Here is a 26,295-nt window from a genome sequence, read left to right on the forward strand (position 1 = left end):
GATTGATTTGGAGGAATGGTAGGGTATGCAACTTCTGCGGTTAGAGATGAAAGGGTTTAAATCCTTTGCTGATAAAACTGTAGTCACATTTTCACCAGGCATGACTGCCATTGTAGGTCCTAATGGTAGCGGTAAAAGTAATATTACCGATGCCATACGCTGGGTATTAGGAGAATCAAATATTAGAAATTTACGCGGGCAAAAAGCGGAAGATATTATTTTTTCTGGTACTGAACGACGGCGTTCCCTAGGTGCAGCGGAAGTAACACTGGTATTTGATAATACAGATGGACAATTGGGTGAAGAACTGGCAGAAGTCGCTCTGTGTAGGCGTATTTATCGTACAGGAGAAAGTGAATTTTTTATTAATAAACGCGCTTGTCGACTAAAAGATATTCACCTATTGTTGGCAGATACTGGTTTGGGAAAAGATTCCATGGCGATTATTGGTCAGAATCGGATTGATGCTATTTTAAATAGTAAACCAGAAGAAAGACGACTTATTTTTGAAGATGTAGCTGGCATATCTAGATTTAAACTTAATAAAGAAGATGCATTGCGACGGATTCATGGGACTGAACGGAATATGGAACGGATACAAGATATTCTGATTACCTTAGAAGAACAATTGGATCCATTACGTGAAAAGGCAGACAAGACAAGACAATACATGGCTTGGAGCCGCGAAAAACGATTGATTGATGGAGCACTCGCATTTCATAATTACAAGACCGCAGATCGTTTATACACACGGTTTGAAAATGATAATTTATCATATATTGCAGAAATAAATGAATTAGAAGCAGAAAAAACGCGGCTAGATGCGGATCGACAAGACTTACAAAGTGAGATGAGTCGGGGGCAGGAACAACTGAAAGAATGGGAAGCATCGTTTGCCTCTCAGCAACGAGAAGAAGCACGCTTAGCGGGAGAACGTAAGTTACTAGAGGAACAATGTAAAACGGCAGAACGAGATAAGACGAATTGTGAGCATCGTATTAGTGAATTAGAAGCTACAAGAAAAGCAGAAGTACAGCAAATTCTCATTTTACAACATATGTTGACCGATGAACGACAGACCTTAGAAAGACAGCAAAATGAGACGGTAATGCTAGAAAATAAGTATCGAGAAGCGTCTATTACCTTGCAAGAAGCACAAGAAAATCTACGACAATATCAAGAAACATCAGATTCTCGTCATCAACAACACATTGAACTTGTGGCGGCTATGGAAACGAATAAATCTGATATGAAATCGCTTGTAACTCGTATCGAAGAAAGTAAAGAATTAGAAAAAAATATAATAGCTGAAACGAAAGATTTAGAAATTAAGTTGGCTAAGGCGAGAGCGGAACATGAACAGATTACAGAACAATATGAATCGAGTAAAGCCAATAGAATCAGCTATATAGAACGAGATAAAGCACTGACTAGCCGGATGAAAGATATGAATCAACAATTGCAAACGATACGGCGAACGCTACAGAAAACAGAAGGTCGTTTAGAATTATTGACACAATGGGAAGAACAACATGAAGGCTATGTAGAAGGCACTAAAAATATTTTAAAAGCAACGGCGCCGTGGAGAAATCAGGTTAAAGGTGCTGTAGGCGAGTTGTTTACGGTGCAAGAAACCTATGCTATGGCGATTGAAATAGCATTAGGCGGTAGTATAAATCATATTGTTACTACCTCCTCATCAGTGGCGGCGGATTGTGTACGCTACCTAAAAGATACACAAGGTGGACGCATTACATTGCTTCCTATGGAAACGGTGCACGGTCGTGTGATACATACAGAAGCGTTACAAGAAGAAGGTGTTAAAGGGTTAGCCGTTGATTGTATTCACTTTGATGAAGCATACAGAGGCATTTTTACCTATTTATTGGGACGCATTCTCGTGGTAGATTCTATGACACGAGCGATTGAGATTCAAAAAAAGTATCATCAACAATTGCGAATTGTCACCTTAACGGGGGAACAATTTTCTCCCGGTGGTTCTTTAACAGGCGGTACTAGTAAAAAAAGAAAAGGATCCGTGGTGGCTCGTAAAGAAGAAATGCGTCACTTAGAACAAACGATGACATCCCTACAAGAACAGCAAGCACAATTAGTAGAAACGCTAGCTGCTTCTGAAAGGGAACAGGAGGCATTGCAACAAGACCGCAAAGAGATAGATGATAGACTTCAACAGTTGCATTTAGTATATACATCGGGTGAAACAAAGATCGATACGTTGACGCAACAGAGAAAGAGAAACAAAGAAACCTTAGAAGCACACAGAGAGAAATGTGAAGTATATACTAAGACAATCAAACAATTGCAAGAAACCGTCGATCATTGTCAAGGTGAAATAGATGATATACTCTCTTCTAATCGGGAGCAAGACATGTCGCAACAGATGATGGCTAAGGTAGAGGAATTACAAGCTATACAGCAATCAGCCTATGAATCATTTACAACGATGCGTATATCTTGTGAAACGTTAGAAAAAACGATACATGACCGCGAGAAGGAAATGCAACAAAAGGAAGAAACTCTTGTTTCTTTAGCAGAGCGCATGGCACCCTTAGCTAACGAAGTCTCATCCTTAGAACATCGTATGATAGAGGTATTGCCACAACAGATGGAAGAATTACAAAAACAATTAGAACAAGTAGCTTCTGAAACGAAACGATTGGCAATAGGACGCCAAGATGCCTATACTATGGCTACCAATAGACAAGCCTCTATGGAAGAGATGATAGAAAAGCAGCAGACGTTAGATAAACGATATAAGCGCGTGCAACAACAATTATTAGACATGGAAAGCCGCTTAACGCGCTATAAGCTAGATTGTGAACGATCGGTTGCATCGCTGGATGAATTAGGGTTTACCTTAGAAGAGGCACAAGCGATTATGATGAGTGGATCGGTTAGTGAATGGAAAGCAAGTCAAGCTGATTTATTGGCTCGTATTACAGAATTAGGACCTATTAATCCAGCGGCCATAGAAGAATTTGAAGAAGCTAAGGAAAGACATCACTTTTTACAAACCCAGTTGGATGATCTTGATACAGCTAAACATCAGTTAGAAGATGTTATTGTTGAAATGGATACGGCTATGAGTACGCAACTAGTGGACGTGTTACATGTAGTAGGTGAGCAATTTCAACGTGTGTTTAGTCAACTTTTCAATGGTGGTACAGCACAAATTGTACAAACGGATCCAGATAATATTTTGACCAGCGGCATTGATTTTTACATTCAGCCACCAGGGAAAAAACGGCAACAATTGACATTACTTTCTGGTGGAGAACGGGCATTAACGGTGATTGCCTTATTATTCTCATTTCTTTTCTATCGGCCAGCTCCATTTTGCGTATTGGACGAAGTGGATGCGGCACTTGATGAAGCTAATGTGGAACGATTTAGTCAGTATTTGCGGCAGTTGGATCAGGCCACACAATTTATCGTTGTTTCTCATCGTAAAACAACGATGGAAGCAGCCGAAGTCTTACAAGGTGTTACTATGGTAGAACAAGGTATATCACGATTGTTAACAGTGGCCTTTGAAGATGTTAAGGAGGATTTAACATAATGGCATTTGGATTTTTGAATAGTATAAAAGAAGGATTAGAAAAAACACGGAAACAGTTTGTGAGTAATGTAGAACATGTGATTATTGGATACGCACAAATTGACGATGAATTTTTAGATGACTTAGAATCTGTTATGTTGACAGGTGATCTAGGAGTTAAGACAACGGAATATTTAATGAAAGAAATTCGCCGTGGCGTTACAGAAGGTATTATTAATGATACTCGTGATGTTATGCCATTTATGGAAGCACGCATTTCGGAAATATTAGATAGTCAAGAAGAAGAATTACCTCTACATCATCCAGAAGTTATTTTGGTAGTAGGCGTTAATGGGGTAGGTAAAACGACTACCATTGCTAAGCTAGCACATTACTATACAAAACAAGGGAAAAAAGTTGTTATTGCTGCAGCGGATACATTTCGTGCGGCCGCAGCGGAACAATTATGTGTATGGGGAGAACGAGTAGGTGTTCCTGTTATTAAACATAAAGAGGGGGCAGATCCAGCTGCCGTTGTCTATGATGCGATGGAATCGGCCCTAGCTCGTAATGCGGACATCGTGATTGTAGATACGGCTGGCCGATTGCATACAAAAGTTAATTTGATGGAAGAACTTAAAAAAATTGGTCGTGTTGCCAGCCATCATGTAGAAGGAGCTCCTCATCAGACGTTATTAGTATTGGACGGTACAACGGGTCAAAATGCGGTAAGCCAAGCTAAATTGTTCGGGCAAGCGGTCCCTGTGAACGGCATCGTAGTTACGAAACTTGATGGCACTGCGAAAGGCGGTGTTGTGATTTCTATTAAAGAAGAATTAGGCGTACCCGTTCGATGGATTGGCGTAGGTGAAGGTATGGATGATTTACATCCTTTCAATGCAAAAGATTTTACAAATGCATTATTTGATAAGGTGTAACTACTATGAGTCAACCTACACATACCATCAATCACACCTTTTTGTTAGACTATGTGAGCCGAGAAAATACACATCATAAGTGGCATATTACTGATGAAAACATTCAGCGTATCGTGGCCATCATTGAATATTTTGATGTGAACCTATATAGACCGATGACGCGCTTATTGTTGTGTAATTGGCATGAGATTAGTGAACGCCTTGCCAGATATACTGATAAACAGTGGCACTCAATCGAGCAAATTGAAGAAGAAATACACAAGAAACTCGATCGAGTTTCCATTGCCATCCTCTTAGAAGTGTTTGATGGTGACGATACACGACAACAATATGAAAGTCAAACATCATCAACGGTAGAAGAACAATTGGCGTATATTAGAAATATACATAAAGACGGATAGTATGAATCAACAAGATATAGAAAAAATCAATCCTTTTAAAGTAGTAGCACCCTTTGAACCCATGGGCGATCAGCCAGCGGCGATTGATTCATTGGTGAATGGCATCAATCGTGGCGATTGGGCGCAAGTGTTATTAGGTGCTACAGGTACGGGTAAAACCTATACTATGGCAAAGGTGATTGAAGCAGTGCAAAAACCTACGTTAATCATCGCGCATAATAAAACATTAGCAGCTCAACTATGCAGTGAATTTAAAAGCTTCTTTCCCAATAATGCAGTAGAATATTTCGTTTCCTATTATGACTTTTATCAACCAGAAGCGTATATCCCATCTAGTGATACATATATTGAAAAAGATGCTTCTATTAATGATGAAATTGATAAATTACGCCATAGTGCTACTATGAGCTTATTTGAACGACAGGATGTGATTATTGTCGCATCGGTTAGTTGCATTTACGGGTTAGGAAATCCAGAGGATTATAGCGAATTAGTGTTGTCATTGCGGTTGGGGCAAGAAAAAAGTAGAGAGGAAATCTTACATAAGCTAGTAGATATTCAATATACACGCAATGATATCAATTTTACGCGCGGTACGTTCCGTGTAAAAGGGGATACGATTGAGATTTTTCCCGCCGCCTATAGTGAACGAGTCGTGCGTGTAGAGCTGTTTGGTGATGAAATTGATCGGCTCTTAGAAATTGATGCACTTACAGGAGCCATCATTACAGAACGAAAGCACATTGCTATCTATCCTGCATCGCATTATGTAACAACGAAAGATAAGCTACATACGGCGATTCAAAGAATTGAAGATGAATTAGATGCACAACTTGCCATGTTAAAAAAAGCCGATCGCCTATTAGAAGCACAACGATTAGAACAGAGAACACGCTATGATATAGAAATGATGCAAGAAATGGGCTATTGCTCGGGCATTGAAAATTATTCACGCCATATGTCAAATCGACAGGCTGGTGATGCACCGTATACATTAATTGACTATTTCCCCGATGATTTTTTGATTATCGTTGATGAATCGCATGTAACGGTTCCTCAAATACGTGCTATGTATAATGGGGATCGAGCTAGAAAAGAATCGCTCATTGAATATGGATTTAGATTGCCCTCGGCACTCGATAATAGACCTCTCACATTTGATGAATTTGTTCAGCGAATCAATCAAATTATCTATGTATCGGCTACGCCTGGACCTTATGAAATGGAAGTAGAAACAAATGTGGCGGAACAAATTATTAGGCCTACAGGATTATTGGATCCATCTATTGAGATTAGGCCGATACAAGGACAAATGGATGATTTGCTAGGAGAAATTAAAGCCTCTGTTACACGTGATGAACGGGTTCTCATTACTACGTTGACTAAAAAAATGGCGGAAGACTTAACAGATTATTTAAAAGAAATGGATATTCGTGTTCGCTATCTTCATTCAGATATTGCCACGATTGAACGGGCTGATATCATTCGCGATTTGCGAGCAGGCGTATTTGATGTGCTAGTAGGCATTAATTTATTGCGAGAAGGACTTGATATGCCGGAAGTGGCTCTCGTGGTGATTTTAGATGCAGATAAGGAAGGTTTTTTACGGTCCGATACAGCTATGATTCAAACGATTGGACGCGCTGCTCGTAATGAGCATGGACGAGTGATTATGTATGCAGATCGTGTTACGGGGTCGATGAAACGGGCGATGACAGAAACAGAACGCCGCCGTCATATACAAGAGGCGTATAATGAAGAACATGGCATTGTGCCTACTTCCATTCGTAAGGATGTTAAAGATTTAATTGAACTGACTAAATTTGATGAAGAGGCAACCTATGCAGATGGTACATCGAAACTGGGACAACCAATAAAACAGAAGGCACAATCACATGACACATCTACGGTACATACGGATCAAGTGGATGCTGAGCCATATGAAGCATCTGATAGAGTAGCACTGCCAGATATATCACCAGAGGATTTGTATAATCAAATTGAAAAAGTCAATCAGGATATGCGCAATGCGGCGAAGAGGTTAGAATTTGAACAGGCGGCTATGTTGCGCGATCAGTTGAGTGTATTACGCCAACAGTGGGCCCATATGCATGAAGCCAAGGATAGTCGGATTCATAAACCTTCTAAGCGTAGAAAGTCACCTAAGAAAGAGTAGTATATCCCTATAGGAATATAGTTATCCCTATGTAGGTTACTAGGTATATAACGATGTAAAGATTAGTAGAGAAAGGACATGATGTATGTATACATCATTATATCAGTCATGAGAGACGAATTAATTATAAAAGGAGCAAGACAACATAATTTAAAGAACATAGATATTTCATTACCTCGCAATGCGTTGATTGTATTGACTGGCTTGTCTGGATCGGGTAAGTCATCGTTAGCATTCGACACGATTTATGCAGAAGGTCAACGGCGATATGTGGAGTCCTTATCGGCTTATGCACGACAATTTTTAGGACAAATGGATAAACCAGATGTGGATTATATTGAAGGCTTATCTCCAGCTATTTCGATTGATCAAAAAACGACGAGTCGTAATCCGCGATCTACTGTGGGTACTGTGACAGAAATTTATGATTATTTACGATTATTATTTGCGCGTATTGGACATGCCCACTGTCCAAGTTGTGGTAAGCCAATCACATCGCAGACGATACAACAAATGACAGATGATGTAATGAGTTTACCAGAACGGACAAAAATTATGGTAGAGGCACCCTTGATTCGTGGCAAAAAAGGAGAGCATAAAGCCTTATTGGAGCGTATGCGTAAAGAGGGCTTTGCCCGTGTTTGTATTGATGGTACCGTATTTCCTTTGGATGAGGATATTCAATTAGATAAAAATAAAAAACATGATATAGAAGTAGTCATTGACCGTCTTGTGGTGAAACCAGGTATTGAAACTCGCTTAGCCGACTCGATGGAAACCGCTGCACAATGGGGCGATGGACTCGTATTAGTGCAAGAGGTAGATGGATTGCAGCATATGTATAGTCAACATTTTGCATGTCCCGATTGTCATATTTCGATGCCTAAGATTGAACCACGCATGTTTTCCTTCAATAGTCCTTTTGGTGCTTGTCCTGCTTGCGCTGGATTGGGAAGTACTATGGAAGTTGATGAACAGCGCGTCATACCAGATAAGACAATACCATTTAGAGATGGGGCGGTAGTTGCGTTAAGTGCCAATCCTAATGCTTGGTTTATGCGTCAATTAGAAGGCTTGTTAGTACAACATGGGTATAGCTTAGATAATTCATTTCAAGACCTTTCAAAATCATTGCAGAAACAAGTTATGCATGGATCTACAGAAAAAGTTACGTTTGACTATGAAAATATGCGTGGTGAAGTAAAGAGCTTTCATACAGAGTACGAAGGTATTTTGCCGATGATAAAACGTCGTCACAGTGAGGCTACAAGTGATTCTCTTCGTGAAGAATTTGAAAAATTTATGTCTGTGAAACCTTGTACTACTTGTCATGGAGCGCGATTGAAATCAGAAGCACTATCCATTTTAGTAGGGCATAAGACGATTGAAGAAGTAACGAATTTTACCATTCAAGAAGCGGTCGCTTTTTTTGATCAATTAGTATTAACCGATCGCGAATTAGTGATTGGAGAACAGATTTTAAAAGAAATTAAAGCACGGTTAGGCTTTTTAAATAATGTGGGATTAGATTATTTAACACTTAGCCGTAGTGCAGGTACTTTGTCTGGTGGTGAGGCACAACGCATTCGGTTGGCTACACAGATTGGGTCTGGACTAGTGGGAGTATTATATATCTTGGATGAACCTTCTATCGGGCTACATCAACGTGATAATGATCGCTTAATTGCTACTTTACAAGGTCTGCGTGATTTAGGTAATACTGTATTAGTTGTTGAGCATGATGAAGATACTATGCGTGCAGCAGATTATTTAGTGGACATTGGGCCAGATGCAGGAGAACATGGTGGACAAGTAGTAGCAGCAGGTACGGTAACAGAAGTGATGAACTGTAAGAATTCTATTACAGGTCAATATTTATGTGGTCATCGGTATATTGCATTACCAGAAACTAGGCGAAAAGTTGGCAAGGAATGTATTGAAATTCGTGGAGCTAAAGAGAATAACTTACAGAATATGACGGTTAAATTTCCTATAGGCGTGTTGACTGTTGTTACGGGCGTTAGTGGGTCAGGTAAATCGACGTTGGTTAACGATATATTATATAAAGCCTTATCAAATCGTTTACATAGAACATATCATCCTGTAGGATCCTATAAAGACATTAGAGGAATAGACTATGTAGATAAAGTGATTAATATTGACCAAAGTCCTATTGGGCGTACACCACGATCAAACCCTGCTACGTATACGGGTGTTTTTGATGCCATTCGCGAATTATATAGTCAAACGCCAGAAGCTAAAATGCGTGGCTATAAGCAAGGACGATTTAGTTTTAATGTAAAAGGTGGTCGTTGTGAAGCTTGTCGAGGCGATGGCATTATAAAGATTGAAATGCATTTTTTACCAGATGTGTATGTACCTTGTGAAGTCTGCAAAGGGGCTCGTTATAATAGAGAAACCTTAGAAGTGACGTATAAAGGCAAGTCCATTGCCGATGTGTTAGATATGACCGTAGATGATGCAGTAGAGTTTTTTGCCTCAATTCCTAAAATTTATCGTAAATTAGTGACCTTACAAGAGGTAGGGTTAGGTTATATTCGATTAGGACAACCAGCCACTACTTTGTCGGGAGGCGAAGCACAACGTGTTAAATTGGCTACAGAATTAGCACGCCGTAGTACAGGAAAGACCGTATATATTTTAGATGAGCCAACGACGGGGCTTCATGCAGAAGATATTAGAAAGCTTTTATATGTATTGCAACAATTAGTTGATGCAGGGGATACAGTCATTGTTATTGAGCATAACCTGGATGTGATTAAAACAGCAGATCATATTATTGACTTAGGGCCAGAGGGGGGAAGCCGTGGTGGCAAAATTGTGGCCACTGGTACACCAGAAGAAATTGCTATGGTAAAAGAAAGTTATACAGGGAGATTTTTAGGCCCTGTATTAGAACGAACTAAGGCGTATATGAAAGAAAATGCTAACGAGTAGATAATTATCTATGTATTATTTTACGATGGTGGATTACAATCTAGTACTATCTATAGGGCATGTTGCCTTGCATCAATCGATAGGCATACCTGCTATTAGACAGTAGCCGTAGCTTTCATGAAAGGAGGGAAGCGATGATAACGAATGAATTATTAGAAAAGGTACGTCATTTACCGACAACGCCGGGAGTGTATTTATGGCATGATGCATATAAACGCATTATTTATGTGGGAAAAGCGATTAATATACGCAATCGTGTGCGTTCCTATATTCGGCAAGATAGTAATCGCTCTCCTAAAGTGGCAGCTATGATGAAGCATGCTGTGGATGTGGAAATTATACAAACAAAAACAGAGATGGAAGCATTAATTTTAGAATGTACCTTAATTAAAGAACATCAGCCTAAATATAATATTATGCTGCGAGACGATAAGACCTATCCGTATATAAAAGTCACGGTAGAGGAAGAATTTCCTCGTGTGTTTATGACACGGCAGATGAAGCGGGATGGGGCTAAATATTTTGGCCCCTTTACAGATGTTACCGCCGTACATCAAACATTAAAAATCATTCATCAAACATTTCCCATTCGCACCTGTAAATCGATGCAAGTAGATAGACCTTGTTTGCAGTACCATATGGGATATTGTAAGGCTCCCTGTGCAAAGTATGTTACGGCTGATACGTATAGAACCTATATTGATCAAATCATACAACTCTTTGAAGGAAAATCAATTTCTTTAGTAGATGATATACGAAAAAAGATGGAACAGGCTGCAGAAGAATTAGATTTTGAAACAGCCGCTGTATATAGAAATCAGTGGCAAAGCATTCAAAAAATACAAGAGAAGCAAAGAATGGTTACACAACGCGGTGATATGGATGTGCTAGGAATCGCTTCTGATGATCATTTAGTATGCGTACAGTTATTTTTTATACGGGCTGGACGCGTATTGGGTAGACAAAATTATTTTACTCATACGAATGGCGATAGTGAAGAAGTGATTATGACAGAATTCATTAAACAATATTACGGGGCGTCTACATTTATTCCGAAAGAATTATTATTACCTATGATGAGTTCTGAACAAGCGTTATTGAGTGAATGGTTTTCTCATAGAAAAGGGCAACAAGTAGAAGTATCAGTACCGCAACGAGGCTATAAAAAAGATGTATTGCAAATGGCAACGGCGAATGCGCAGTCATTTTTACAGGAAAGAAGGCGACAGTGGCAACATCAGATTGATAAAACGGAAGGCGCTGTAAAACGGTTAGCACAAGTGCTGGATTTGCCGCGTTTGCCAGAGCGGATGGAGTGTTTTGATATTTCTCATACGCAGGGAGCTGAAACGGTGGCCTCTATGGTAGTATTTGAAGGGGGCAAACCAGCGAAGAAAGAATATCGACGATTTAAACTGAAAACGGTACAGGGCAAACCAGATGATTTTAAGTCGATGGCAGAAATTATGGAGCGCAGATATGGCAATGAGGTGGATTGGCCCAAACCAGATTTAATTATCATTGATGGCGGTAAAGGTCAATTACACGCATCCATACCATTAATTCGCCAAGTAGGCGTTACCGATGTACCAGTTATTTCGCTGGCCAAGCGCATTGAAGAAGTTTTTGTGGAAGGGCAATCAGAAAGTATCATCTTATCACACCATTCTCCTGAATTACAGCTATTACAACAAATACGAGATGAAGCACATCGATTTGCTATCACCTATCATAGAAAATTGCGCGGTAAGAGAAACTTAGTCTCTGTGTTAGATCATATTGAGGGGATTGGACCAAAACGTCGGAAAGGATTGCATAAGGCGTTTCCTACATTGCAAGCCATGCGAGAAGCTAGCGTAGAAGAATTGGCACAGGCAGAAGGAATGAATAAGGCTAGTGCGGAAAAAGTGTATCAATTCTTTCGTTTATCAAAAGTGGATAAACAAGAAGTATTAGATAGAAAAGCTAAGATATGATGGCTATAGACGGATAGGTTTTACATACTTACTATTATAGTAATATGATGCATGACCGTAGTATGATCATGTATCCATTTCAAGCTCTAAGTTACATATTACATGACCACCGTATGATGCAATTAGTACTATATATGCATCATACGGTGGTCTTTTATATATCTGTGATTAATAGAGAAATGAAAGTGTCGCTAACGGAGTAATCTTGTCTCATAAAAATATGTAACTTTTATATATCTGGCATTAATAGAGGATGAAAGGGCGACTAGGTCATTGACTAGAAAAATGGCAATAAGTGACATAAAAATCACCTATCTCAGTATACTAGCGGTGTATGAGTCGTAGTATACAAATTAGATAGGTGATTATAAAATCTACAGTATTGTAAGAGTATAATTGGAGGTATAGAAACGATTATTGTATCCTGTTTTTATGAGATAGTGGGAAAATCTTGTGTTGAATATAGTAGGTACGGAACGTGAATAAAACACCGGCCATGATGACACTGCTCAATAGACCTACCCAAATACCATAGGGACCAAATGATGGAGTGCGACTAAGAAAATAAGCAATTGGTAAGCCGACGCCATAATAGGAGAAAATGGCAATATAGGAAATGATTTTCACATCTTTATAGCCTCGTAAAATGCCTTGTAATGGGGTGCCGAATGCATCGATGACGGCAAAGAATACGGCATAACTTAAGAAACTAATGATTAATGTGGCTACGGTACTATCATTGGTAAACATATGGGCGATAGTTTCCATATGGGTAAATGTATAAGAACATATAGCGATGGCAATGACAATGGCCAATCCACGAGCTACATAGGAGTAGTGCAAGGCGTCTTTAGGCCGATTAGCGCCTAATTCAAAGGCGACGGCAATCGTAGAAGCCATGCTAATACTTAAAGGAAAACAGTAAAATAAATTAGTAAATCCTAACGCAGCTTGATGAGCAGCTACATAATTGGTGCCAAAATGAACCATGAGGAGACCAGCAATAGAAAAAATACTTACTTCCATGAAAATAGATATACCGATGGGGATACCCATTTTTAATTGTTCTCGAATATAGGTCCATTGTGGTGAGACCCAGTGCGTGAAAATTTTATAATGGCGAAAGGCTTTATTGTATGTAAGAATAGCGCAATAGATGAGAAAGTTAAGCCATACAGAAAGAGCGGTTGCGAAACCAGCACCCATTCCGCCCAGCGCAGGCAACCCAAATCGCCCAGCAATAAAAATATAGTTAAATATGATATTAATAATACAAGTAAATACAGTGACATACATAGAGTAGTGTGTGTATCCATGAGAATCTACCGTGTTTCTAAGAACACATACCCATAGCAAAGGAAGAATAGCAAACGCGATACCACCTAAATATTTTAGAGCGACTACATAGGCATCATATTCCATATGTAAAAAGGTTAGAAAATTATCCATACATAAGCCACAAACAAGCAATAGGAAAATTCCCATAGCAGTAGCTACATATAAACCGTGCTGAATAATCGTGCGCATAGATTCTAACTTATTAGCTCCTAATAAATGAGATATAATAGGAGTAATCCCTAAGAGAATTCCCATGCACCCTGTATAAATAGAAATCCAAATATTATAGCCAATGGATACACCGGCTAAATCAGCTGTACTATATTGACCACTTAAAAATAAAGCTACGAAGGATCCAGCCAATAAGGAAAACTGTGTAATAGCCATAGGCGTAAATAGTTTTAAAAACTGAATGATCTTTTGTAGATACGTATAGGTTTGTTTCATATATAAGTATTTTGTATAGTCTATAACTATACAGTCCTTTCTAATAGATTGATAATAGGCAAACAAGAAAAGGACTTAGTTGTCACATTGTTACATAGAAATGATGACAATAGTAAGTCCTTACAATACATATTATTGTAACAAAAAATAATCATTTCTGCAATGAATTGATAGGCCGATACAGTGTATTTCTCTGTAGTAGTCAAACATGTATGACACATGTTACTATCAATACATATGGCATATGGAGAAGTATTCTAGTAAGTTCAATGATGCATTGAAACTAAGAATTATATAGTATTGCTTTAGTATTTACATATTATAGTGGTTTTTATATAATAGTATTTACATATTTTTCATATATTATTTACATGTTAAGGAGGGGATACTATGATTGGTGCAGTTATTGGTGATATTGTGGGGTCACGTTTTGAATGGCACAATATCAAAACGAAAGAATTTGATTTTTTTGGTAAACGATGTCGATTTACTGATGACACAGTGATGACCTTAGCTGTTTGTGACGCATTAATGACTTGCGACAACTATGATGAATTATCATCGTATGCCATTAAGAGCATGCAAGAACTTGGTAAAGCATATCCACGTGCAGGATATGGGAAACGTTTTAAAGCGTGGATAAAAAGTAAAACACCAGAGCCATATAATAGTTGGGGGAATGGTGCAGCTATGCGTGTCGGTGGATGCGGTTATGCAGGGGAGTCGATAGAAGAAGTAATGAATCTGGCACAGACAGTGACGGCTGTGACGCACGATCATCCAGAAGGCATTAAAGCGGCCAAAGCGGTAGCGGTTGCCGTATTTTTAGCGCGTACGGGCAAGAGTATGGATGAAATATATACATATATTAATGATACCTATTATTCTATCGATTTTACATTAGATGCGATACGAGATACCTATAAGTTTGATGTTTCTTGTCAAGGCAGTGTACCACAAGCATTCGCAGCTTTTTTTGAATCTAAAAATTTTGAGGATGCCATTCGTAATGCCATTTCTATCGGTGGTGATAGCGATACGATTGCAGCTATTACGGGTAGTATAGCAGAGGCCTATTATGGTGTACCAGATGCTATTAGACAACAAGCAGGTACATTTCTTGATGAACGATTAACTCGTATTTTAACAGCCTTTGAAATTAAATATACTGCTCATAAAAAGTAGAATCGTATAGGTAGTGTATAGCGTATGGCATGAAGATACTTACATCTAACGTAGGTGCTATAGGCATTATATGCTAACGTCTTGTCATATGCAGTCATAGAGCGTTAACGAATGACAATGCAGTACAAATAATTGTAGGTATGCCTATGGGTATGTTGATACCATTATCCGTGTTGATAAGGGTATAACTACTGTAGGCATACTATTTTTATATGTGACGGGCTATGAATCATGGTATAATAAAACTATCGATGATGTTCGATGTATGGGAGTGGATACGCCATAATTATGGATGGAGGATACAACATGGAAATGTTTTCGTTAACCGGGTTATTAGTATTATTGCAAATTTTAATCATTGATATTTTATTGGCCGGCGATAATGCGATTGTTATCGGTATGGCGGCTAAAAATTTACAACCAAAATATCAAAAACGTGCTATTTTTTGGGGCACTGTTGGTGCCATCCTATTGCGCTTGGTAATGGCATTTCTTTTTATAGAAGCAATTAATACAATTCCTGCATTGCGATTGGTCGGCGGTGTGTTGTTACTTTGGATAGCCTATAAATTATTATTAGATCAAAACTCAGAACATACAGTACAAGCAAAAGATAGTTTATTAGGAGCTATTACAACGATTATTATTGCTGATGGTATTATGGGTGTTGATAATGTGCTAGGCGTTGTAGGCGCTGCGGATGGACACATGACCTTTGTAGCCGTTGGCATGTTGATTACCGTACCTATTATTGTATGGGGGAGTACCTTATTTGTAGATCTCATTGAACGGTACCCTATTATTTTATATGTAGGTGGTGCTATATTAGCTTGGGTTGGAGCAGGTATGATGTTAGAAGTCCCAATTGTAGAAAGCATGCTATCGGCGTATCAAACCATCATTAGCATTGCTTGTGTTATCCTAGTGGTCGGTGCTGCCATCATTACCAATCGTTTGAAAAAAGCATAAATACCTATCTATAGGTGATATAATCGATAGAAGTACATCGCTCATTAGATTGTGCGTATAGTGATACTATGCGTAATGGTATATAATAAATATATACTACATGTGTAACGCTCTCTTTACGAGGCTATGGTAAGTGGATGTTACAGCGACAAGTGGATAGAATAGAGAGGAAAGAGTATGACTGAATTTTTAGAAATCGCCACGTGGTTAGTCATTGGTAAAATCATTATTATTGATATTTTGTTAGCAGGAGATAATGCGGTTGTTATCGGTATGGCTGCTGGAAAATTGCATCCAGATTTACAGAAAAAAGCTATCTTTTGGGGGACATTTGGTGCTATTGCCTTACGATTGTTGATGGCGACTGTATTAGTAGAAGCCTTACATATTATTCCGGCCTTACATATCATTGGTGGACTCGTACTGTTATGGATTGCTATACAACTGTTAGCAGATAGCGATGAAACCAAAGATATTAAAGCTAGAAACTCGTTGCGTGGTGCTATTATCACAATTGTTATGGCTGATGCGATGATGAGTATTGACAATGTATTGGCCGTTGTGGCGGCGGCACAAGGGCATTTAGAACTTGTTATTGTAGGCATGTTGATTACCGTCCCTATCATTATTTTCAGTTCCGCTTTATTTGCCAAGATTATTAATCGATTTCCAATTATTCTGTATGCCGGTGGTGCTTTATTAGGTTGGGTTGCAGGCGAAATGATTATAGAAGATGCCTTATTACAACCCTACATTATAGGGTATGAAATATGGATTAAGGTGCTTTGCATCATTATAGTATTACTACTTGCTTCTATTGTTAAGTATAAAAATAGAATTGGTGAAAGTCATGACTAAGCATATGAAAGTACGTAAAAAAACAAAAAAAAGTAAATCTACATGTACAAGCACTGGGACGGCGAATCACTTGCCAGCTCCAGTGCTTGTTGGCCATACCTATATCGTATCTGTTCATGGCATGGGGACTAGTGGTGAAGGAGTAGGACGCATCGATAACTTTACTATATTTATACCTTTCGCCTTACCACATGAAGTGGTGGAATGCCAAATTCAAGTGGTGAAAAAGAACTATGCCACGGCAAGGTTGATTCGTGTCATAGAACCTAGTAAAGAACGAGTAGAGCCTATGTGTGACATATATGGCAACTGTGGGGGCTGTCAATTGCAACATATTTCCTATCATGGCCAATTAGACTTGAAGACACAAAAAGTAAAGGATATGGTGGAACGTATGGGACATATGTGTCCTGACGTGGTGCAACCTACATTGGGACCTACTAGCCCATGGCATTATCGGAATAAAATGCAAATGCCTGTAGGCGGTACAATCGATACGATTCGTATGGGATTTTATGCAACGGGATCACACGATATCGTGCAAGGTACATCGTGTCATATTCAAAGAGAAGAAAATAATCAGATTGCACAGGTTTGCTATGATATTGCATGTCAATTACAGATTGAACCATATAATGAAACTACGGGAACAGGTGTTTTGAGACATATTGTTGGACGTATTGGTCATGATGCATGGATGATTATATTGGTAACGGCTACTAGTACATTGCCTCAAGCGGATACATGGGTATCGATGATTCGTGAACGATTGCCAAAAGTTACATCGATTGTACAAAACTATAATCCTAAACGGACAAATGTGATTATGGGGCCCACAAACACCTTATTATATGGCAATGAAACCATTGAGGATACTATCGATAATTTAACATTTACCTTGTCACCCCATTCGTTCTTTCAAGTGAATCCAGAACAAACACGCGTTCTATACCAAACAGCCTTAGAATTGGCAGAGTTAACTGGTAATGAAACGGTTATCGATGCGTACTGTGGAACGGGAACGATATCGTTACTATTGGCTAAACAGGCAAAGCGTGTTATTGGTATTGAAATTGTAGAGCCAGCCATTATTGATGCGAGAGCAAATGCCAAGACCAATGGCTTTTCTAACTGTGAATTTATTGTTGGTGATGCGGCAGACGTAATGCCACAACTGTATAAAAAAGGCGTTCGCCCAGATGTGATTGTCTTTGACCCCATTCGGGCAGGCTGTAAAGAACCAGTATTGCTAGCAGCTGTAGCCATGCAGCCTAGTAGATTGGTATATGTATCCTGTAATCCTGCGTCTATGGTGCGTGATATAGCAATTTTAAAAGAATACGGCTATGTAACAAAACTCATTCAACCAGTGGATATGTTCCCTATGACGAGTCATGTTGAGTGCGTAAGTTTGTTGACTAAAGTACAGAATTAAAAGTGTGTAAAAGCTTAGTAAACATAGGTTTTTCGAAGACTTGATGTGGCCAAAATTTGAGATGGAAAAATGGCCTGAAAACCGTATAAAGTCTGAGGCTTTTTGAAGGTTGTATAGATAAAACTGTTGAAGTAGGTTGTATCGACAAAAATGTTGAGATACTTTTTAGACGATATTTAAGTGGAAAAATAACCTACTTAACATATAAATATAAGTGCAAAACATAGTAGACTATTTTAGAGGTAAACGATTATGCCAGGCGAGGTAAGAGCGATGCCTGCTCATAAAATAGGAAAGCTTTGGAAATTTAAGAGGTCTGAGCTGGAAGAGTGGGTAAAGAGTGGAGATAGCGCTTTGAAATGAATAAAGCACATAAAATCACTTTGGTCGCGGACAGCAAAGCGATAGTATATCTAAAGACAAAAGATAGAAGAATTGCATGGCTGATAGATAAAATTGGATATATCGAATGTTCTTACCATGACAATCAGTACGATTTTGTAATAGAAGAAATAATTGGACAGATGCTTTCAAACAAAGTTGCAGCAATTATTACTAAAAGACTAATTGGTTTATGCAACGGTGATGTAACTCCAAATCACGTAAAGGCATTGAGTTATGAGCAATTGCGTTTAATTGGTTTGTCTAATTCAAAGACCAACTATATTCAAATATTTACTGATGCAGTCTTAAATTGTGACATTAATTTGGCAGAATTAGACTCCTACGATGATCAAGAAGTGATACAAAGGCTAACAGCTATCAGAGGCATTGGTCCATGGACTGCCAAGATGTATCTGTTGTTTGATCTTCAGCGATTAGACATTTTACCGACAGAGGATGCTGCATTCTTACAAGCATACAAATGGCTGTATGATTTAGATGAAATATCAAAGCAAGATTTGTCCCCAAAATGTTCTATATGGAGCCCTTACTCATCTATAGCTGCAAGGTATTTATATAGAGCGTTGGATAGTGGACTTACAAAAATTGAAAGATATGAGGAATAATTATGTTAAAACATTTGTCGTTATTTGCCGGGTGTGGTGGTATTGATTTGGGATTTCAATGGGCTGGATTTGAGACAGTAGCAGGTGTGGAAATCAAGCAGTTTGCTTGTGATACGTTAAAGATGAATCATCCCAATATTAAAGTTTTCGGCCCACCTGATTGTGATGGTGATGTCAGAAAGTTTTCCCTTGAAACGTTAAAGGAAATGCTTGGGGATACTGAAATTGATATTATCAGTGGAGGCCCCCCTTGTCAGCCTTTTAGCGTGGCGGCTTCTCAACGTTTTTTTAAAGATGACGAGAGGTATAAAAGAAAAGGAGACCTGGATAGTGAGAAAGGAAATCTGCTGCCTGAATATATCAGGCTCATTAATGAAATTCGTCCAAAGGTATTTGTGATTGAAAATGTTGCAGCACTGATTTCCTGGAATGATGGCAAATTCCTTTCTGAATCACTAAAAGCCTTGAATCCAGATTATGTATATTCAACTCCATGTGCTGTTCATGCACATGTTTTTGGAGTTCCACAGTACAGAGAGAGAATGATAGTAATTGGTACTCGTATTAAAGGGAAAATTCCAATGTTTAATGATGAGACAGTAAAGATGGATAGAATTTTTACCGTGGATGATGCATTAGCAGATTTTCCGAGCAATCCTCTTAACCATCAGCTTAGGAAACATACTCCTGAATCAATCGCGAGATATGACAAGTTGAAATATGGTGAGCGGGATTATAAAGGAAGAGTTGACCGCTTAGACCCTCATCGGCCAGCAAAAACAGTAATTGCTGGTGGTGAAAATGGTGGAGGAAGATCACATCTACACCCTTATCTACCGCGGACAACTTCTCCGAGAGAATGCGCTCGATTTCAGACATTTCCTGATGATTTTGAATTATGCGGCACAATGTCAAGACAGTTTACACAAGTAGGAAATGCGGTTCCCCCGTTGTTGGCATATTTTATTGCCTCTTATGTGAAGTCGTACATTTTGGATATGGATGTTGATTTTGACGCAGATCTCAGAAAAGTTCAGCATCCAGTTGTGAAAGAAGTTCCAAAGCATATTGTAAAGTTTAATGCAATTGGAGGGAACAAAGAACCTAAGCAATTAACATTGATGGATTATATGGGAGAAGTGTAAATGATAGAATGGCAATTTGAACACTTCAAGACTTTTACTCCCTATGAAATAATTCAGCAAGCCGCGGCCTCTCTTTTGTTATTTGAGGGCGAGAATACAGACGGTGCGAATTCTAAAATGAGCCGTCTTACAGATGAGCTTACGTTGAATACTGGACATCCGGCATGGATGCCAGATCGAGAGAGTGGAAATCTTGATATTAACAACGAAGGGTCTGTTTTTAGAAACAAGGCAAGACTGTTTAGTGCTTTTTATATTTGCGTTCCGCCAGACTTGCTTAAAACTGAAGGTTATGGAAAACAAATCATGATGACAGGATTTGGAAGAGCTTTAGCCGAAGGCAGAGTTAGTGAACAAGAATTCTATAAATATATTATTAAGACATTTGCTTATCCGCATCTTGCGTATTCTGATTGTGAAGCCTGGGTGGAATCTGGACGTCGAATTAGACCGCTGTTGTTGATAATAAAAGCGTTAGTGACTTTGTTTGAAAAGAAAGGAAGAGACGCTTCATATATAACCGCAGCAGAGATTTACTCTTTTCTGCAACCTCTTCCTACAGAGGATTGTAGTGAGGCAGTGGACAAAATTATTGATGCTCGAGAGGTTGGAAATGGCTCCGCGTTTAGTTCGGATAAGGTAAGAAAAATCAATGAGATGTTAGCTTTCTTAGCTATAGCAGGATATGTGTATATAGATTCAACAGAAAGAAATGAGGATAAATACTGGTTGAATCTAATAATGAAACATCCAAAAGAAAAGACTTTTTTTTACCTTCAGAGATCAGCTGGCGGGGCAGGAACTGGAACAAGTAAAGAAAAAGTTAATATTGTTGACATATATAAAAGTTTATGGGAGGAGTAATAATGCCAAATAAAGTAGAGCAATTTTTACAACAGGCAGAGTTTAGTGCCGTAAGCATAGAAAATAAAATTGAAAATACAGATATCAATCAGTTGGTAGATGTGGTTCTAGGTAGAAGTGATTGTATCTTGTTTGGACCTCCTGGAACAAGTAAAACTTTCATGATTGATTCTCTGGCTGATAGATTAGGAAACAATCTTGGTCTGTTTAAAATAATCCAGTTTCACACAGGTTATTCTTATGAAGAATTTATCGAAGGTATAGTTCCGGATGTAGATAAAGGTGGCTTTAAATATGAAAGTGGTGTATTTTTAAATTTTTGTATTGAGGCGGCAAAGAATGAGTATAAGGATAAGATTTGTTTATTTGTAATTGATGAAATAAATAGAGCAAATGTAACTGCTGTTTTTGGTGAAATAATGTATCTCATGGAAAACAAGGGTAGGCGTTCTTTGAAAACATCAAAACAAAAAATAGATTTTATAATTCCTCAAAATGTTGTGATTGTAGGTACTATGAACACAGCGGACAAAACATTGGCTAAGTTAGATTTTGCATTTAGAAGACGTTTTAGATTCTTGGCAGTATATCCGTCTGATACAGTGCTACATACTATAGTTTCTAAGGCGTCTTTTGCACCTGAACTTGACTTGACAATCGAGGAGTATGTGGATTGTTTTAATATTTTGAATGCAAAAATTACAAGGCATCCGCTGTTAGGTAAAAATCTTACGTTGGGGCATGTGTTATGGATTCGCAAGAATGACATGATTACTCCATATACAAAAGAAGACATTGGAAGAATATTTACTGAGACTATTTTTCCTCAAATTGAGAGTTATTGCGGATTTAATAAAGAGGTATTAGGTGCTTTGCTTGGACCAAAACTCAGGGACAAAATTATGTATGGATATTCTATTAACTGTGATGAAGTTATAGAATTCTTATCTGGGTTAAAGAATAGCAAGGCGGTGAATGCATAGTGTTACTAAATATAAAACAATGGGAAAGTAAGTATCTTCGTGATTTTGATGCTGTAAAAAATGGCGAGATGTCGGAAGAAATATTATATCGAATTGTTACTGCAATGTATTTTGACTACGTCAGTACAAATGGAATAGAACCTTTTACTATTTCATATGGAAGAGGAAAAGGCTTTTGCATGAATGCCAATTCCCACGTGGGTGTAATTGTTTATGACGAAGTAACGTTATTTATTAATTCAATGATTCCAGAGTTGACACTTGGCAAGATTTTGTATCTTCAATCGCAAGCAGAGGACGTCTCATCTGCAGCAGACACGAAAAAGGTTATTGTCGATAATTTGAACGATGAAGAGAACATCGCTGCTGTAGATTACTTTGTTGTTTCATTACTTCAAGCAACAGAGGAGATTTATGCGAATGGTTTGTTAACGGAGATTGACTGTAACAATACTATTAGTCAGAGAATAACTGGAAGACTAAATATTCAGAAACAGGTCGATAAGAATCCGGCTTATGATTCATTTCATGTTCAAAAATCAGAATCCGTAAAGAATATTCTAATTAACCAGGTGATTAAAAAGGCACTTCTGTTTTCAGCTGAATTGACCCAATTAGAATGGATTCGACCACTTTTGTTATGTGCCGCTGATTATTTCGAAGATGTGGAAATAATCGATGAAGTGGTAAAAGACGAATTTCCAAATGTAAGTGATGCCACAGCGTTGTCAAGAGATGACTATGAGAAAGCATTACGTTTTTCAAAATTCATCCTTTTGGGCTATGACCCTTTAGCTGGAAGCGGGGCGTCAAATTTCCCAGAGTTTCTTCTAGATATGAATGAAGTGTTTGAATTCTATGTTAACGTAGGTCTAAAACGAATCTATAAAGATGGATTTGAAAAAAAGAAGACTTTTACATTAGGGGTTGGTCCTGTAGACATTCCGATTGATAAGAAAAATATAGAACTGGATGGCTATTATGATAAAGACTCCCATCGAGTTGTTATTGATACAAAGAATAAGTACCGAAATGTATTAGATAGGGATGTGCCAGATTTTATTGCTGCAAATCCAGATATCTATCAGCAGTATTATTATGCGTCTCGTGTAAATGCAAATAGCATTGTTCTCGTATATCCAGCAAGTAGAAAGAGAACGGCACCAATCGGCCAATATCAATTAAATTTTGCCGGAAATAAAGATATAAATTTATACTTTTGGGCTTTGCAGATAACAGCTACACCAAAAGAAAATAAGAGAGCTTTAATTAATCTTGCTAAGTTTATTGAAGCTCTGTGAGGTGGGCTACTCCTATGTCAAGATTTTGTGAAAACTAAAATGAGATTCCTTGGATATAAAAAAATGCTTGATTAAGTAATTTTTAACTGTTTTTGTAGCTTCTTTCGGTAGAACTTTTCAAACTCCGCAATGGACATATAATTGCAATGGCCTTATATCCTAACGGTGTTGTAAAAAGACTCTATATACTCGAAAATCAGCTTTTTAGCCTAGTTGTAATCATGGATATATACCCACTTATAAATCTGTAAGTAGTGTCAAGTACTTTACAACGAAAACATTGACCACTGTTATATATTTTTTTAAAATTAAAGTCATCAGTGATAGATACAATCATAAAACCGTCTCAATTAATCTTTTATAGTTTCCATGATATCTTCTAATTTACAATCCATAGCTTCACAGATTTTAAGTAGAACATCGGTAGTGATATTTGCACCCTTACCAAGTTTTGCAATAGATGCTGCACTGATTCCAGCCGCTTCCTTTAAATCGTTTTTATTCATTTCTTTGTCTATTAACATTTTCCATAATTTGTTATAGCTGATTCGCATTTTATATTCTCCAATTAATCTGTAACATCCATAAGGAATCCGTATCTGCCTGGTTCAAAACCTTTTGTAAAGGTGATAACATTGGCTCCTGTGGATTCAAAGTCTATATCCGGAACATTATTCATATTATCAAGAAGTATTACTTGGCCACAATCTTGATGATTTGTGAAGAAGGTGTATAAGGCTGTTCTCATGCTTTCAGGGGACAAATCAGATACACCTTGGTCTAATCCCAGAAGAGGCGTATCTATCACAAGGAATCCGGGGTCGTGGACTGCTTTTTTTGCAAGATATTGCCTGAAGGTCATTGCTGTAATCTGGTTATTTACATTAATATTATGTCCCTCCTGTTTGTTGGACAGTCGGTGGGGCAGAAGTATCGGTTATTAGAGTATCTTTAGTATCCATTACGAATGCTCCTACAACTTAATGGTTAAAGTTTCGTTATTTGTCATGTTGACATTAGTATTTCCGTTTTGAATGATATTAGTTTGTTGTTGAATAGTGGTATTTTCAATCTTGGTATCATCTTCAGGAAGAGGATATAAACGTATATATAAGTTGCGCATCTCTGTCCTTAATCGAATCGTTTCAGGACGAAGCACTTCTCGTAGCTGTTGGCCTTCTTCTGCTGATTCATTTCTAAACCATAGGAAATTTTTGGAATGATGTAAGCGTAAGAATTTATCAGAAATATAATATGTGTATTCATCGAATACTTTCATAATATCATTTAACAAAGAACGAAGCGTGAAATTACTTATTTCACGAATTTCGTATTGCCAATCATGATTAAAAGCAGAAAGTTCATCAGAAAGTGACAGTTTAGTGTATTGCCCAGTAGGATCGGTATCAATACAATATTTTAATAGAGGCTTAGCCTGTTTTCTGATTTGTTTTAAATATTGGAGGTCTTCTTTATTTAGCTCATCAATATTTAATGTTAGTTTTTTTGTAGATACAGGTTCAGTATAGTTTTCTATAGTTTCTGCCGATTTACTAGAGTCGCTGCTCATGATTACGTTTATTGGAGAACTTATAGTATTACCAATATTACTAATATATACCCATTGGGATTTTGTGCTTTTTTGCTCATGCCAAGCTTCAAATGTTGCACGCCCTTTAGTATTATCGGCTCGCTCATTTAAAATGAAATTCAAAACGGAAAGTAATAAGAAAGGAAGCTCGACCTTTGTAATACTTTGTATGTCCTTTTTCGTTATATTCGTAGTTGCTGAAATCATGAAATTAGTATTATCTTGGATTTCAGTATCATTTTGCAGCATTTCTAGAATAGCCTTAACTAGCCATTCAGCCTTTTTCTCATTAATAAATTTTTCTATAAACCCTGTTATTCTTTTTAGAAGAACAGGGTCTTTTTTATTTGTTAGAGTTCTAAAAGAGTTGATAACTAAAGGATCAGTGAATGGAATATAAGTTGTCCCGTAATCCTGGCAAGTTTTGAACATTGTAGTGCATTTACTAAAAGTTGAACCTTGTGCATTATCAAAACAATTACCTGTCACTACTTCGACTAACCCCATCATTACATCGGTGTCTTTCAAACCGTCAGATCCACCTTTAAGTTTATTTCTAGCTTTTGTTCGTGGTTTTCTTGCTTGAAGGATCAGTGAAAATAGTATTCCTCCGCAAAGATATGGTGTATTTATTGGGGTCATCTTTACAACCTCCTTAAATTAGTAAGCTTAGAAAGCTTAGAAAGCTAAAAACAGCATTTTTACTTGTTGACGGAAACCTTAGCTACTATAGGTTTATAAGTGAAGATTGAGATAGCGTAGTTCAGTTTTACCGTATTAGTCACTTTAAAATTATTATATCTTAAAAATATGTGTAAATCTACATTCTGCAATATAAACTACGTAAATGCGAAGAAATACTCGTGAAAATAATAAAAATCTTCAAAAAGAAAGTGAGGTGGATGGCAATGGCTAAGAACTCAAAGCAAACATCCAAAACAGTTGTTTCTAAAGCAAGTAAAGTTCTTCGTGATGGACGCTACAGTAAGACATCAAAATCTGTAGCAGGAAGTGCGTTAGCACAGACAAGAGCAAGCAGACGTAAGTAAGTATGGTAATTATCGTGGCCAGTGACAGATTTGATAATCAGCCTGTCCACTTCCCGTTAGGGAAAATATTAAATAATAAATATCGCCAAGGCCTGATTAGCTATAAGGGCAT

20 protein-coding genes are annotated in these 26,295 nt (G+C 37.9%); 16 read left to right on the forward strand and 4 right to left on the reverse strand.

The features are described 5' to 3' along the window. Positions 1–25 precede the first annotated feature (25 nt). The 6 genes from smc to uvrC all read left to right on the forward strand — a co-directional run bounded on the left by smc (position 26) and on the right by uvrC (position 12,008). Positions 26–3,580, forward strand: coding sequence for a chromosome segregation protein SMC (gene smc / locus K357_RS0103570; RefSeq protein ID WP_028257491.1), 3,555 nt, complete (start codon positions 26–28; stop codon positions 3,578–3,580). After that, positions 3,580–4,497, forward strand: coding sequence for a signal recognition particle-docking protein FtsY (gene ftsY, locus K357_RS0103575; protein WP_028257492.1), 918 nt, complete (start codon positions 3,580–3,582; stop codon positions 4,495–4,497). The genes smc and ftsY overlap by 1 nt, the downstream gene beginning before the upstream one ends. A 5-nt stretch (positions 4,498–4,502) precedes the next feature. Beyond that, on the forward strand, positions 4,503–4,898 hold the full coding sequence (locus tag K357_RS0103580) for a hypothetical protein (RefSeq protein WP_028257493.1): 396 nt from the start codon (positions 4,503–4,505) through the stop codon (positions 4,896–4,898). A 1-nt stretch (position 4,899) separates the two neighbouring features. Then, complete coding sequence (gene uvrB, locus K357_RS0103585; protein ID WP_028257494.1) at positions 4,900–7,074, forward strand: excinuclease ABC subunit UvrB; 2,175 nt, start codon at positions 4,900–4,902, stop codon at positions 7,072–7,074. Between the two features lie 108 nt (positions 7,075–7,182). After that, positions 7,183–10,032, forward strand: coding sequence for an excinuclease ABC subunit UvrA (gene uvrA, locus K357_RS0103590; protein ID WP_028257495.1), 2,850 nt, complete (start codon positions 7,183–7,185; stop codon positions 10,030–10,032). A gap of 134 nt (positions 10,033–10,166) precedes the next feature. Further along, on the forward strand, positions 10,167–12,008 hold the full coding sequence (gene uvrC, locus K357_RS0103595) for an excinuclease ABC subunit UvrC (protein WP_028257496.1): 1,842 nt from the start codon (positions 10,167–10,169) through the stop codon (positions 12,006–12,008). A gap of 414 nt (positions 12,009–12,422) precedes the next feature. Here uvrC and K357_RS0103600 read toward each other — a convergent pair whose 3' ends face one another. Further along, positions 12,423–13,793, reverse strand: a complete 1,371-nt coding sequence (locus tag K357_RS0103600; protein ID WP_028257497.1) for an MATE family efflux transporter — start codon at positions 13,791–13,793, stop codon at positions 12,423–12,425. Positions 13,794–14,183: 390 nt separating this feature from the next. Between K357_RS0103600 and K357_RS0103605 the strand changes: the two genes are divergently transcribed. The 9 genes from K357_RS0103605 (at position 14,184) to K357_RS0103650 (ending at position 23,543) form a co-directional block, all read left to right on the forward strand. Then, positions 14,184–14,978 (forward strand): ADP-ribosylglycohydrolase family protein, encoded by a 795-nt coding sequence (locus tag K357_RS0103605; RefSeq protein WP_028257498.1) that lies wholly within the window; start codon positions 14,184–14,186, stop codon positions 14,976–14,978. Between the two features lie 306 nt (positions 14,979–15,284). Then, a complete protein-coding gene (locus K357_RS0103610; protein ID WP_028257499.1) occupies positions 15,285–15,947 on the forward strand; it encodes a YjbE family putative metal transport protein in 663 nt (220 codons plus the stop codon). Positions 15,948–16,124: 177 nt separating this feature from the next. Continuing rightward, a complete protein-coding gene (locus K357_RS0103615; protein WP_038113508.1) occupies positions 16,125–16,805 on the forward strand; it encodes a TerC family protein in 681 nt (226 codons plus the stop codon). Then, complete coding sequence (rlmD, locus tag K357_RS0103620) at positions 16,798–18,240, forward strand: 23S rRNA (uracil(1939)-C(5))-methyltransferase RlmD (RefSeq protein WP_071838033.1); 1,443 nt, start codon at positions 16,798–16,800, stop codon at positions 18,238–18,240. The genes K357_RS0103615 and rlmD overlap by 8 nt, the downstream gene beginning before the upstream one ends. A gap of 359 nt (positions 18,241–18,599) precedes the next feature. Then, positions 18,600–19,250: a DNA-3-methyladenine glycosylase family protein gene (locus tag K357_RS0103630; protein WP_028257502.1), complete on the forward strand. Its 651-nt coding sequence runs from the start codon at positions 18,600–18,602 to the stop codon at positions 19,248–19,250. Between the two features lie 2 nt (positions 19,251–19,252). Continuing rightward, positions 19,253–20,395: a DNA cytosine methyltransferase gene (locus K357_RS08715; protein WP_051212055.1), complete on the forward strand. Its 1,143-nt coding sequence runs from the start codon at positions 19,253–19,255 to the stop codon at positions 20,393–20,395. Beyond that, positions 20,396–21,259, forward strand: coding sequence for a hypothetical protein (locus K357_RS0103640; protein WP_028257503.1), 864 nt, complete (start codon positions 20,396–20,398; stop codon positions 21,257–21,259). It abuts the gene before it with no gap. A gap of 2 nt (positions 21,260–21,261) precedes the next feature. Then, complete coding sequence (locus tag K357_RS09335; RefSeq protein ID WP_028257504.1) at positions 21,262–22,242, forward strand: McrB family protein; 981 nt, start codon at positions 21,262–21,264, stop codon at positions 22,240–22,242. Continuing rightward, positions 22,242–23,543 carry a 5-methylcytosine restriction system specificity protein McrC gene (locus K357_RS0103650; RefSeq protein WP_028257505.1) on the forward strand — a complete coding sequence of 434 codons (1,302 nt, stop codon included), beginning with the start codon at positions 22,242–22,244 and terminating at the stop codon, positions 23,541–23,543. Before K357_RS09335 ends, K357_RS0103650 begins: the two co-directional genes overlap by 1 nt. 350 nt (positions 23,544–23,893) lie before the next feature. On the opposite strand, the gene K357_RS0103655 is transcribed toward K357_RS0103650, so the two are convergent. From K357_RS0103655 to K357_RS0103665, 3 genes are all read right to left on the reverse strand, one after another. Continuing rightward, positions 23,894–24,097 (reverse strand): helix-turn-helix domain-containing protein, encoded by a 204-nt coding sequence (locus tag K357_RS0103655; protein ID WP_028257506.1) that lies wholly within the window; start codon positions 24,095–24,097, stop codon positions 23,894–23,896. A gap of 14 nt (positions 24,098–24,111) precedes the next feature. Continuing rightward, complete coding sequence (locus tag K357_RS0103660) at positions 24,112–24,306, reverse strand: hypothetical protein (protein ID WP_156004883.1); 195 nt, start codon at positions 24,304–24,306, stop codon at positions 24,112–24,114. A gap of 210 nt (positions 24,307–24,516) precedes the next feature. Next, a complete protein-coding gene (locus K357_RS0103665; protein WP_028257508.1) occupies positions 24,517–25,776 on the reverse strand; it encodes a hypothetical protein in 1,260 nt (419 codons plus the stop codon). Positions 25,777–26,042: 266 nt separating this feature from the next. Here K357_RS0103665 and K357_RS09770 point away from each other — a divergent pair, with 266 nt between their 5' ends. Then, on the forward strand, positions 26,043–26,183 hold the full coding sequence (locus K357_RS09770; protein ID WP_162138911.1) for a hypothetical protein: 141 nt from the start codon (positions 26,043–26,045) through the stop codon (positions 26,181–26,183). Positions 26,184–26,295: the final 112 nt, after the last annotated feature.

It is taken from the genome of Veillonella montpellierensis DSM 17217, from assembly GCF_000426745.1.
Taxonomy (GTDB): Bacteria; Bacillota; Negativicutes; order Veillonellales; family Veillonellaceae; genus Veillonella; species Veillonella montpellierensis.